The organism is Streptomyces sp. NPDC107765 (assembly GCF_055657085.1).
Genome location: NZ_JBVKBL010000001.1, coordinates 631,676 through 643,928, shown reverse-complemented (window position 1 = coordinate 643,928; position 12,253 = coordinate 631,676). Strand labels below are relative to the sequence as shown.

The following is a 12,253-nucleotide window of genomic DNA, read 5'->3' as shown; positions in this document are numbered from 1 at the left end:
AGGCGGCCGGTTCAGCCGGCCGCGGCAGCCGGGGCACCCAAGGCACCGGTCAGCGCGGCGAACGCGTCCTCGGCCGTCCCGTCGGAATGCACCGCGCGGTCCCACACCATGCGCAGCCGCAGTTCCGGTCCCTGGGTGACGGACACCGCGAAGGGGCCGCGTACCGCTCTGCCGTCGATGTGGATCTCCCGGCCGGTGACACCGCCGAGCCGGAGCGGGGGCCGCCGCCGGGCGTCGTCCACGGTCAACAGCCCGTCGAGACCGCCCCGCCAGCCGGACCCGGCGGCCCGTGCCGCGTGCACCACCGCGTCGAACGGCGTGCCGGCGTGGTCCAGATCGTCCCACCACGCGCCGGCCGTCTCCTCCGGCGTCACCGGGCCGGTGCCGGTCGCGGTGGGGAAGACCACGGTGTTGAGGAAGCAGCCGAGCACCGGTGCGGCGCCGGCGGGACGGCCGCCCCACGGATAGCCGAGCGGCACCACGTGGCCCTTCCCGTACAGCACCTCCGCGGCGGCGCGGCAGGCGTCGAGCAGTTGGGGGAAGGAGGTACCGGTCTCCGGCGCGGGTATCCGCCGCTCGGCCGAACCGCTCGGCAGCCCGTCCCGCGCCGGGCCCTGCGGCCCGTTCGCGGGCCGCGTCCGTTCGCACACCGCGCGGAGCCGGTCGCCCCAGTACGCCATCGCGGCCGGCGAACCCGCCCGTTCCTCCGCGGCCAACTGTAGGAGTACGGCCTCCCGGTAGGCGTCCAGCTCGGCGGCGGCGTCGGCGGGCGACGGGCCGTCCGCCGCGCGGCCCGCGGCGTAGGCGGCGCCCAGTTCCTCGACGATCCGGTTCAGCGACTGGCCGTCGCACGCGGTGTGCTCCAGCACCACGGCGAGCACTTCCCGTGGCCCTTCGGCACCCGGTCCGTCCGGTCCGTCCGGCCCCTCCGCGCCGTCCAGGCCGTCCGCTGCCAGGAACAGCCGCAGCGGTGCCCCCTGCGGGGCCCAGTCGTGCAGGACCCGCCGCAGCGCGGCCGCCGCGTCCTCCCCCGGCGCGCGGGAGACCCGCGTCACCGGCACCTCCGGCGACCCCGGTCGGAGCACCGGGGTACCCCGCAGCACCTCAGGACGGGCGCGCAACACGGGATGCAGTACGGCGAGGCGCCGGGCCGCCGCGGCGAGGCGCGCGAGGTCCACCGTGCCGCGCGGGAAGGAGAAGAACATCGGCACCAGATCGGGCCGCCCGGCCGGGTCCATGGCCCGTATGAGGACGAAGCGCCGCTGAGCACCGGTGACCGGCAGCAGGGCCGGTGCCCCGTCGCCGGCGGCACCCCCGACGCCGTCGTCGAGCCGGCGGAAGCGGGCCAGGTACTGGCTCGTGATGCTGTGCACGGAAGCCTCTCTGGGCAGGGAGAAGTGAGGTGGGGAGGGAGGCGGGGAGAACGGGGACGAGGGCTCGGGCACGGCGCGCGCTAACCGCGCCCGGCGGCCTCGACCCGCTGGCCGGCACCGGCACCGGCATCGGCGCCCTCGTCCGGCTTCTCAGCGGTGTCACTCAACTCAACATCGGCCGACGGGAGTTCACGCATCCTCCGCAGCGGCGAGAGCAGCAGCGGCAGCGGTACGACGAGGAATCCCGCCGCGCACCACACCAGCGCCGCACGGGCGCCGTACGCATCGGCCAGGGCACCGCCGACCAGCGCCCCGAGGGGCAGCGTGCCCCACATCACGAACCGCAGGGTGGCGTTCATCCGGCCGAGCAGCCCGGGCGGGCAGACCGTCTGCCGGAAGCTGACCTGGGCGACGTTGTAGACGACCGCCCCGAAGAAGACCACGCCGGAGCCGAGCGCGAACAACGAGGCGCCCGCGCCGCGCCCGGACAGCGGCCACAGCACCGCGAACGGCCCGGTGACCAGGGCGGACAGCCAGATGATCCGGGCCCGGCCGAGCCGCGCGGCGAGCGGGCCGGCACACAGGGCGCCCGCCAGGCCGCCGAGCGCGGCGGCGGACAGCACCAGGCCGACCGCCGCGGGCGCCAGCCCCAGCTCCCGTACCAGGAAGACGGACTGGGTGGCCATCAGCATGGCGGAGAAGAGGTTGGCCAGCCCGGTGGCCAGGGCGATCACCCGAAGCAGGCGGTGGCCGAACACGAAGCGCAGCCCCTCGCCGACGTCCTTGCGGAGCGAGGCCCCCGGAACGCGTTCCGGGAGGCTCTCCGGCCGCTTGATGCGCCACAGGAAGAGCGCGGAGAGCGCATAGCCGCAGGCGTCCGCCACGATGGCCAACGGCGCGCCGAGCAGCTGCACCAGGCCGCCGCCCAGCCCGGGGCCCGCGACCTGGGCCGAGGAACGGACGGTCTCCAGCGCTCCGTTGCCGGCGACCAGCTGCTCCTTGGGCAGCAGTTGCGGTACGAAGCTCTGGTGGGCGACGTCGAAGAAGACCGTCGCCACACCGGTGACCAGGGCGACGACGTACAGCTGGGCCATCGTCAGCACCCCGGCGACGGCGGCCAGGGGGATGCTCGCCATGGCCACGGCCCGCACCACATCGGCACGGATCAGCAGCGGCAGCTTCCGCATCCGGTCGACCCAGGCTCCCGCGGGCAGGCCGACCAGCAGGAACGCGGCGGTCTCGGCCGCGGTGAGCAAACCCACCTGGAACGCGGGCGCGTGGAGCTGGAGTACTGCGACGAGGGGCAGCGCGACCAGGGTGACCTGGGAGCCGAAGAGTCCGGCCGCGGCTCCGGTGAGGAGCAGGCGGAACTCGGGCATGCGCAGCGGGCCGCTTGTGGCGGCTCGGGGTCTGACGGGCATGACGATGACATTCGGGGACCCGGCGATCTCCGGTCAACACGAGGAGCGCAGTTTCAGACGGTTTTCTTCACCAATTACGCACACGCGCCGGAAATTTTCCGCCAGATTCTGGCAACGACGGGATGTCCGGCGTCTGTGCGGCCCTGGTGCATGGGCAGGTCCGGTCGGGCCGGTGGCGGATCAGGGTCCCTCCGGTCTGCACGCAACGTCACGAGTCGGAATCTGACCGAAAACCGCACTCGATGTCCCTTTATGAACGGAACCCCTCGCTTCACCCGCTATGCGGTCACCGTCCCCGCTCGCGGAGCTCGCGGTGATCGGCGACAGCCTCACCGGCGACGAGATCGCCGCTACCTTCGCCCAGGTCGCGGGCACCCCCAGCGCCTACCTCCCGATGCCGCATGACGACCTGCGCGCCGCCGTCCCCGACTTCAGCCACGACTACGTGGCGATGTTCCGGTTCTTCGCCGACCGTGATCTCTACGCCCGAGATGCGCGGCGAGACCCTACACCTGCGACGCGTCGGCTGCGGCGGGGGAGTCCCCCCGATGAGGGTGACGACAGCTCGGCACAGCAGGTGCACGCTGCGCCGGAACTTCTCGTCCTGGCTCAGTCGGGGCATCTGTGTGAGCAGGAGCGGGAAGCGCGCATGCAGGTCCGCGTAGACCTCTTCGGTGACGGGGGCCATCTGTGCCCCGCTCTGTTCCTGGAGGGCGAAGCCGGTGAGGTGGCTGAGCAGGGTGTCGGCGGCGGTGCCGGCGTGTTCGGCGGGGACGCCTGCGTCGAGGAGGGTGTGCAGGAGACGTTCCATCAAGGACAGCCCGCCGGTGCTGAGCATCCTGGGGCTGTCGACCAGCAGGAGCGCTCCACCCGGGTGCTTGAGCAGGGCTTGGCGCAGGGTGGTGGCCTGGGCCTCGATCCGGTCCTGCCAGGTCGCCCCGGGCGGCAGGGCGGCCAGCGCGGTGCTGCCGTCGTCGTAAGCCTGTTGGCAGACCCGGTCGGCCATCAGGGCGAGCAGGTCGTCCTTGCTGCGCACGTGGTAGTAGAGGCTGCCCGCGTGCGCCCCGAGCCGGTCGGCCACCTGGCGCATGGACAGGGCGTGGTAACCGACCTCGGCGAACGTGGCCATACCGGCATCGATGATCCGCTCCTTGGTGAGCTTCATCCTCTTACCGTAAAGCTTTTCCAACGCTGTTCGAAAGCTGTGCTAGCCTCCGGCCGACCATTTCGAACGGTGTTGCAGGGGGCGGGACATGGACGGGCTGCTGTTCAACGTGACCACGGCCGCGTTGATGGTGATGATCATCAACAGCGGGCTCGGCGCGGTCGGACGTGACACGCTGCGCGGGCGCCCCGTCCCGTGGGCCGCGATCGCCCTGACCACCCTCGCGGTGGCCGGTGTGGTCCTTCAGCTGTGCTGGTCGGGCGCGATGGCCGCCCTCGACAACGACCCCGCCAAGAGCGGCTGGTGGCGGGAGCTCACCTCGGTCTTCCTGCAGAACGGCGGCCCGGGCGGCGCCATCTGGAACATCGCGACCCTGGCCATCGTGGCCGCGCTCGCGCAGTGGCTCTGGGGCGGCACGCTGACCCTGGTCTTCTTCGCCGCCGGCATCCTCCTGCCGGAGCACCTCGACGCGCTGCTCGGAATCGGCGGCGGCCCCAGCACGGACCCGCGCAACTTCGCCGGCAGTTCGGGCGCGACCTACTTCCTGGGCGCCACCCTGGCCCTGGTTCTCCTGACCCGCACCCGCGTCAAGAAGCAGCAGGCCCTCGCGATCGCCGTCCCGGTGCTCGGCCTGGCGATGTGGCTCGCGCAGGAGAACGGCCACGGCCTGGTCACCGTGTACGGCTTCGCGCTCGGTGCGCCGGCCTGGGCGGTACGCCGCTTCCTGGGCCGCACGGAGACCGGGCCGTCGCCGCACTCCGCGTAACGGGCGGCCGGGCGAAGGCGATCGGCGTCAGCGCACGGTGAGCACGATCTTCCCCGTGACGCGGCCGGTCTCGCTGAGCTCATGGGCCTGGCGGCCTCCTCCAAGGGCAGTGCCTGGTCCACGACCCGCCGGCACCGGTGCGGTGAGCACGCCCCCGGAAGGTCCCTAACGCCCCGCCCTGCGCTTGTTCCAGACGTCGAAGCCGACCGCGGCGAGCAGTACGAGGCCCTTGATGACCTGCTGGTAGTCGGTGCCGATGCCGACCAGCGACATGCCGTTGTTGAGGACACCGAGGACCAGGCCGCCGATGACCGCACCCATGACCGTGCCGACGCCGCCACTCATGGAGGCGCCGCCGATGAACGAGGCGGCGATGGCCTCGAGTTCGAAGTTCAGGCCGGCCTGCGGGGTACCCGCGTTCAGCCGGGCCGCGTAGACGCAACCGGCGAGCGCCGCCAGGACACCCATGGTGACGAAGACGGCGAACGTGATGCGCTTGTCCTTGACGCCGGACAGCTGTGCGGCCGCCTTGTTGCCGCCGAGGGCGTACACATGCCGTCCGACGACCGCGTTGCGCATCACATGACCGAGGGCGAGCAGCAGGCCGCCCATCACCAGCATCACGACCGGCACGCCGTGGAAACTGGCCAGCGTCAGGGTGAAGGCCCCGACGGCGGCGGTGAGCGCGGTGCATCTGGCCACCCACAGGCCGGTCGGCAACACGTCCAGCGCCAGGGCGAGTTGGCGGGTGCGCTGCCGTCCTTCCCGTAGCAGGAGGAGCACGACGGCGCAGAGGCCCAGCGCGAGGGTGGGGTTGTGGTACTGCGTGTACGGGCCCACTTCCGGGAGGAAGCCCTTGGCGAGGTCCTGGAAGCCGTCCGGGAACGGCGCCAGGGACTGCCCCTCCAGCACGATCTGCGTCGCGCCGCGGAACAGCAGCATGCCGGCCAGCGTCACGATGAACGACGGGATCCCGAGGTACGCGATGAAGAAGCCCTGCCAGGCCCCCGCGACCGCCCCGATCAGCAGCGAGAGGAGCAGGGCGGGCACCCAGGGCAGGTCGTGCTTGACCATCAGAACCGCGGCCATCGCGCCGACGAAGGCGACCAGCGAACCGACGGACAGGTCGATATGGCCCGCGACGATGACGATCATCATGCCCATGGCCAGGATGAGGATGTAGCTGTTCTGCTGGATCAGGTTGGAGACGTTGTTCGGCAGCAGCAGCGTGCCGTCGGTCCAGATCTGGAACAGCACGACGAGGAAGACCAGGGCGATGAGCATGCCGTACTGGCGCAGGTTGGCCCGGGCACTGCGGAACAGCAGCGCCATGGCCGGTGCCGACGCGGGCGGGTCCTCGGGGGGAGTGCTCGTGGTGGTGGTCATGGCGGGGCCTCAGCTCCCGTTCCTGGTCGTACGGGGCATGGTCATATGGCGCATCAGTACTTCCTGGGTGGCCTCTGCCCGGGAGACCTCACCGGTCAGCCGGCCCTCGGCCATGGTGTAGATCCGGTCGCACATCCCGAGCAGTTCGGGCAGCTCGGAGGAGAGGAAGAGCACCGCCTTGCCGCGGGCCGCGAGTTCGCCGATCACGGTGTAGATCTCGTACTTCGCGCCGACGTCGATGCCGCGCGTCGGCTCGTCGAGGATCAGCACCTGCGGGTCGGCGTGGATCCACCTGCTCAGCACGACCTTCTGCTGGTTGCCGCCGGACAGTCGGCCCACCTGCTCGGCGACCGTGGGGGTCTTGATGGTGAGGGCCGTGCGGTAGTGCTCGGCGACCCGGCGTTCGTGGTGTTCGTCCACGAAGCCGCGCATGCCGTGCCGCCGGCCGGCGTCGTGGCGCCGCATGCGGGGGAGCGAGGCCAGGGAGATGTTGCGCTGCACGGTGTCGAGGAGGTTCAGGCCGTAGCGCTTGCGGTCCTCGGTGACGTAGGCGAGACCCGCGGCGATGGCCGCCGGTACGGTTCTGGTGTCGACCTCGCGGCCGCCGACGGCCACCGTGCCGCGGACGTACTGCCCGTAGGAGCGCCCGAAGACGGACATCGCGAGTTCGGTGCGGCCCGCGCCCATCAGCCCGGCGATGCCGACGATCTCGCCGCGGCGCACGGTGAGCGACACCTCGTCGACGACCGTGCGCCGAGGGTCGACCGGATGCCGTACGGTCCAGCCACCGACGGCGAGCGCCACCTGGCCGGCGTCCTCGCCCTGGTAGGGAGTGCGGTCGGGGAAGCGGTGGTCGAGGTCGCGGCCGACCATGCCCTGGATGAGGCGTTCCTCGGACAATTCCGGTGCAGCAGAAGGCGTATGACGTACCGTCAGCGTCTCGACGGTCCGGCCGTCGCGCAGGATGGTCACCGAGTCGGCGATCGCCCGGATCTCGTGGAGTTTGTGGGAGATGACGATGCCGGCCACGCCCTGTGCGCGCAGCTGGCGGATCAGTTCGAGCAGCTGAGCGCTGTCCTGGTCGTTGAGCGCCGCCGTGGGTTCGTCCAGGATGAGCAGCTTCACCTCCTTCGACAGGGCCTTGGCGATCTCCACCAGCTGCTGCTGTCCCACGCCCAGCTCCGCGACCGGCGTCTGCGGCCTTTCGCGCAGCCCGACCCGCTCCAGCAGCCGGCTCGCCTCGCGGTAGGTGGCGTTCCAGTCGAGGGTGCCGCGGGCCGATCGCCGTTCGTTGCCGAGGAAGATGTTCTCGGCGATCGACAGCTGCGGCACCAGCGCCAGCTCCTGGTGGATGATGACGATGCCGCGCTGTTCACTGGCCCGGATGTCCTTGAAGGCCACCGGCTCGCCCTCGAAGCGGATCTCGCCCCCGTAACTGCCGTGCGGATGCACCCCGCTGAGGACCTTCATCAAGGTGGACTTCCCGGCGCCGTTCTCCCCGCAGACGGCGTGGATCTCGCCGGCCCGCACGGTCAGATGCACATCGGAGAGCGCGGTGACGCCGGGGAAGCTCTTGGTGATGGCGCGCATCTCCAGGACGGGGCGCGGCCGCTCGGCCGTCGGCCGCGGCTCACCGTCGGGCCGGGTCACCGCAGCTGTCCCGCGGTGAAGTACCCCTCGCGGACGAGGAGGTCGGTATTCCCCTTGTCGATGTTCACCGGCTTCAGCAGATACGCGGGCACGGTCTTCTTCCCGTTGTCGTAGTCGGTCGTGTTGTTGACCTCGGGTTTTCGGCCGTGGAGTACGGCATCGCCCATCTGCACGGCACGTGCGGCGAGTTTGCGGGTGTCCTTGAAGACCGTCTGCGTCTGCTCGCCGTGGATGATGGACTTCACCGAAGCCAGTTCCGCGTCCTGCCCGGTGACGATCGGCAGGTCCGCGCCCCGGTAACCGGCGCTCTTGAGGGCGGAGATGATGCCCAGCGAGATGCCGTCGTACGGGGACAGCACCGCGTCGACCTTTTCCTCGCCGTAGTTCTTGCTGATCAGGTCGTCCATCCGCTTCTGCGCGGTACCGCCGTCCCAGCGCAACGTGGTGGCCTGGTTCATCCTCGTCTGCTTGCTGCCGACCACCAGTTGCCCGCTGCGCAGGTACGGCGTGAGGGCGTCGAGGGCACCGTGCCAGAAGTAGCGGGTGTTGTTGTCGTCGGGCGAACCCGCGAACAGTTCGATGTGGTAGCTCTTGCCCGCGTGGCTGCGGGGCCTGCCCAATTTCAGCTTGTCGACGAGGTACTGCCCCTGGAGGCGGCCGACGCGTTCGTTGTCGAAGGACGCGTAGTAGTCGACGTTCTTCGTGCCCATGATCAGCCGGTCGTACGCGATCACGGGGATGCCCGCGTCGTGCGCGCGCTGCAGTACGTCGGTGAGCGCCGAACCGTCGATGGCGGCGACCACCAGCAGCCGGTGCCCCTCGGTGATCATGTTCTCCAGCTGGGCGACCTGGTTCTCGACCTTGTCGTCGCCGTACTGCAGGTCCGCCTGGTACCCGGCCCTGCGGAACTGCTCCGCCATGTTCCGGCCGTCGGCTATCCAGCGCTCCGACGCCTTGGTGGGCATGGCGATGCCGATGGTGCCGCCCGCGCCGCGGTCGGGACGGTAGCGGCTGCCGCCCCTGGCCTCCTGGCCGCAGGCGGTCAGCGAGACGGCGAGCAGGGCGGCGCTCGCGGTGACGAGGAGGGTGCGGGAGCGCATGGGATCAGTCCCTTTCCGGTACGGGGAAGCGGTGCAGCCGGCCCGGGAGGCGGGCGCCCGGTGGTGACATCCCGCCGTCCGCGCCGTGCCGGGCCAGCAGGTCCAGGACCAGGCGTCCGCGCCGGACCCGTTCCCGGGCGGTGGCGAGGGCGTGCTCGCGCACGTGCGCGCCGTAGGGATAGATGCCGGACGCGTTGCTCAGGCCGAACTTGAGGTACAAGGGCGCGCCGCGCCGGATCAGCTCGGCCGTCTCGTACATCCGCACATAGCCACCGAGGTCGTCGGGCGCCTCGACGTACAGGTCCATCGGGGCACCGCTCACCCGCCGGATCTCGGTGAGGTGCTCCGCGGTCAGGTCGGAGGGCACGTTGAGGGAGTCGGCGCCGAGACGCTCGTACACGGCGAACGAGGCGGGATTGACCGGCCCGGAGAGGGCGGACACCTTGAAGGTGGTGTCGGCGGGCAGGTGCCGGGCCGCCCGCAGCCGGTGCAGCGTCCACAGCACGCCCTCGTCCGCCACCAGCAGACAGCGCACCCCCAACTCCGCGGCACGCAGGGCGTCTTCGACACATCCCGCGAGGCCGTCATGGCCGCGGGCGCGCAGACCCGCACCGCCGGAGCAGGTGCGGGTGGAGCCACCGATGTCCCAGGTGCCGCGCGGACCGGTGAACAGGCACAGCTCGATGCCGCGCGTGGCGCACGCCCCGGCCATCTCGGTGATCTCACCGTCGGTGAGCATCCACACACCGCTGCCCTGACTGATCCGGTGCACCGGCACAGCGAGGCGGGTGCTCTCCGCCAGCACGACGGACAGCGCCTCCGGGCCCTCCACCGACGGGATCTCGGTCCGCCAGACGCCGCCGTCGGGAAAGGTGTGCGGTGAGGCGTCCGCGGGGTCGGCCGGGGGAGAGGGATGGCCGATGCGGGCGAGGGCGTCGGCGCCGGGGCGACGAGATGCTGACTCTGATGGGGCGGTCACGAGGCTCCCATGGTCGAGTGTTCGGTATGTCGGACGGCGTTCGGAGTAATGGGTGTGCGGCTGCCTTTGGGGATGTGCGAAGGAGCGTGGGGTGCGGTGGTACGGGGGCGGGCGCTGCTCCCGTACCACCGCACGTCTCAGGAGGGCGGCAGCACCTCAAGCACGGCAGTGACTCAGGGCCGCAGCAGCACTTTCCCCGTCCCCGGGTCGCCGTCGCCCACCAGCGCAATGGCCTCGGCGAACCCTTCCAGGGGGAACTCATGGGTGATGAGCGGTGCCGGGTCGAGCAGTCCCCGGCCGAAGGCGCGCACGGCGTACGACCAGGCCGACGACGGCGCCCCGAAGATGCTGCGGATCTCCAGCTGGCTGAGGGACAGGTGCACCGGGTCGATCCCGGCCGCGCCCGGCGGGAACATCCCGGTCAGCACCACCCGGCCGCCCCGGCGGGCCAGCAGGCAGGACGAGGCCGCGGTCGAGCGCGCTCCGGCGGTCTCCACGACCAGGTCGAAGCAGCCGTTGCGCTTCGTCGCCTGCTCGGGCGTGCACACCGCGGTCGCGTCGAACCGCAGCGCCTGGGCACGGCGCCCGGACCGCGGATCGACCACCACGAGCTCGGTGGGTTCCGCCGCGGCCAGCAGCTGCACCGCGAGCAGCCCGAGCGTGCCCGCACCGACCACCGCGATCCGCTCACCGGGCCGCGGCCGCCCGGCCCGCACCGCCGCGGCGACCACCGCGGCCGGTTCCAGCAGCGCGGCGGCCCGCAGATCGGCGTCGTCGGGCAGCGGATGCAACAGCGCTGCGGGCACGGTGAGATGGTCCGCGAACCCGCCCGGCTCGGTGAACCCGGTCTCGGCGTACCCGCTGGTGCACAGGCTGGTCTCGCCGGCCCGGCAGCGCTCACACCCCCGGCACGCCCGGAAGCCCTCGGCCACCGTCTTGCGCCCCACCAGCGCCGGATCGACCCCCGCGCCGACCGCCGCCACCGTGCCCGACCACTCATGACCGGGCACGACGGGGTAGTGGACGTACCCGGCGTCGCGCCGGCCGTCATAGAGCTCGCGATCGCTCAGGCAGATCCCGGCGGCCGCGACCCGCACCAGCACCTCATCCGGCCCGGGCTCGGGCACCGTGCCGTGCACCAGCCGGTGGTGCCGGGGCCGCTCGACGACGATCGAGCGGCTGACCTCCGCCCCGTGGTCCCGCCCCACCGCATCCCCGTCCGCCCGGCTGTCCGGGCCGCCGCCCGCTCGGCTCATCGCGGCCGCCTCTGCTCCCAGCCCTCGGCCCAGAGGTCGAAGCGTGCCTGCTGCTGCGGGAATTCGGCCGCGGCGTCCGGATCGAACTCGACGCCGAGCCCGGGCGCGTGCGACACCGCGAAGCAACCGGTCTCCGGATCCACGTACGGCGCACCCCGCACCACCTTGGTGATCTCCGCGTCCGCGAAGTCGTTGAAGTGCTCCAGGACCTTGAAGTTCGGGGTGCAGGACGCGAGTTGGAGCGAGGCCGCGGTCAGCACCGCACCGCCGACGTTGTGCGGGGCCACCAGCACGTAATGGGTCTCGGCGGTCGCGGCGAGCTTGCGGGCTTCGAGGATGCCGCCGATGTGCCCGAGGTCCGGCTGGATGATGTCGGCGGCCTGCGTCTCGAACAGCTCCCGGAACTCGATCCGGTCGTGGATGCGTTCACCGGTGGCCACCGGCAGCTCCACCTTGTCCGCGACCTTCTTCAGGGCCTTGAGGTTCTCCGGCGGCACCGGCTCCTCCAGCCAGGCGGGCCGGAAGGGCGCCATTTCGCGGGCCAGCCGGACCGCCGTGGCCGGGCTGAACCGGCCGTGCATCTCCAGCATCAGCTCGGTGTCCGGGCCGATGGCGTCCCGTACCGCCTCGATCAACGACACGGAGTGCCGGGTCTGTTGGTGGTCCAGCTCTAAGTGGCCGGTCCCGAACGGGTCGATCTTCAGGGCCCGGTAGCCGCGCGCCACCACCTCCTGCGCCGCCTTGTGGTACGCCTCCGGGGTGCGCTCGGTGGTGTACCAGCCGTTGGCGTACGCCATGACGCGATCGGTGACCCGGCCGCCGAGGAGCTGCCACACCGGAACCCCGAGCGCCTTGCCCTTGATGTCCCAACAGGCCATCTCCACACAGGCGATCCCGGACATCACGATCTCGCCGGCCCGCCCGTAATCCCCGTACTTCATGCGCCGGACCAGATCCTCGACCGCGAACGGATCCGACCCGCGGAGGTGGTTCGCCTCGGCCTCCCGCAGATAGCCGAGCAGGGCATCGGTGCGGCCGAGCATCCTGGTCTCGCCGACCCCCGTCAGCCCCTCGTCGGTGTGGACGAGTACGTAGGTGAGATTGCGCCAGGGGGTTCCGACGACGTGTGTGCTGATTCCCGTGATCCGCACGGCAAT

10 protein-coding genes are annotated in these 12,253 nt (G+C 71.4%); 1 reads left to right on the top strand and 9 read right to left on the bottom strand.

What is annotated here, in order from left to right:
- Positions 1–11 precede the first annotated feature (11 nt).
- The 3 genes from ACZ7MX_RS03100 to ACZ7MX_RS03090 all read right to left on the bottom strand — a co-directional run bounded on the left by ACZ7MX_RS03100 (position 12) and on the right by ACZ7MX_RS03090 (position 3,959).
- Positions 12–1,373, bottom strand: a complete 1,362-nt coding sequence (locus ACZ7MX_RS03100; RefSeq protein WP_472128759.1) for a non-ribosomal peptide synthetase — start codon at positions 1,371–1,373, stop codon at positions 12–14.
- A gap of 80 nt (positions 1,374–1,453) precedes the next feature.
- On the bottom strand, positions 1,454–2,794 hold the full coding sequence (locus tag ACZ7MX_RS03095) for an MFS transporter (RefSeq protein WP_472128757.1): 1,341 nt from the start codon (positions 2,792–2,794) through the stop codon (positions 1,454–1,456).
- Positions 2,795–3,080: 286 nt separating this feature from the next.
- Positions 3,081–3,959 (bottom strand): TetR/AcrR family transcriptional regulator, encoded by an 879-nt coding sequence (locus ACZ7MX_RS03090; RefSeq protein WP_472128755.1) that lies wholly within the window; start codon positions 3,957–3,959, stop codon positions 3,081–3,083.
- A gap of 88 nt (positions 3,960–4,047) precedes the next feature.
- On the opposite strand from ACZ7MX_RS03090, the gene ACZ7MX_RS03085 reads away from it, so the two are divergent.
- Complete coding sequence (locus ACZ7MX_RS03085) at positions 4,048–4,725, top strand: hypothetical protein (RefSeq protein ID WP_472128753.1); 678 nt, start codon at positions 4,048–4,050, stop codon at positions 4,723–4,725.
- Between the two features lie 165 nt (positions 4,726–4,890).
- Here ACZ7MX_RS03085 and mmsB read toward each other — a convergent pair whose 3' ends face one another.
- The 6 genes from mmsB to ACZ7MX_RS03055 form a co-directional block, all read right to left on the bottom strand.
- Complete coding sequence (gene mmsB, locus ACZ7MX_RS03080; RefSeq protein ID WP_472128751.1) at positions 4,891–6,111, bottom strand: multiple monosaccharide ABC transporter permease; 1,221 nt, start codon at positions 6,109–6,111, stop codon at positions 4,891–4,893.
- Between the two features lie 9 nt (positions 6,112–6,120).
- Positions 6,121–7,761, bottom strand: a complete 1,641-nt coding sequence (gene mmsA / locus ACZ7MX_RS03075) for a multiple monosaccharide ABC transporter ATP-binding protein (RefSeq protein WP_472128749.1) — start codon at positions 7,759–7,761, stop codon at positions 6,121–6,123.
- On the bottom strand, positions 7,758–8,861 hold the full coding sequence (gene chvE / locus ACZ7MX_RS03070; RefSeq protein ID WP_472128747.1) for a multiple monosaccharide ABC transporter substrate-binding protein: 1,104 nt from the start codon (positions 8,859–8,861) through the stop codon (positions 7,758–7,760). The genes mmsA and chvE overlap by 4 nt, the downstream gene beginning before the upstream one ends.
- A gap of 4 nt (positions 8,862–8,865) precedes the next feature.
- Entirely contained in the window at positions 8,866–9,840 is a 975-nt protein-coding gene (locus ACZ7MX_RS03065) for a hypothetical protein (protein ID WP_472128745.1), read from the bottom strand.
- A 173-nt stretch (positions 9,841–10,013) separates the two neighbouring features.
- Complete coding sequence (locus tag ACZ7MX_RS03060; RefSeq protein WP_472128743.1) at positions 10,014–11,096, bottom strand: zinc-dependent alcohol dehydrogenase; 1,083 nt, start codon at positions 11,094–11,096, stop codon at positions 10,014–10,016.
- Positions 11,093–12,247: a mandelate racemase/muconate lactonizing enzyme family protein gene (locus tag ACZ7MX_RS03055; protein ID WP_472128741.1), complete on the bottom strand. Its 1,155-nt coding sequence runs from the start codon at positions 12,245–12,247 to the stop codon at positions 11,093–11,095. The genes ACZ7MX_RS03060 and ACZ7MX_RS03055 overlap by 4 nt, the downstream gene beginning before the upstream one ends.
- Positions 12,248–12,253 lie beyond the last annotated feature (6 nt).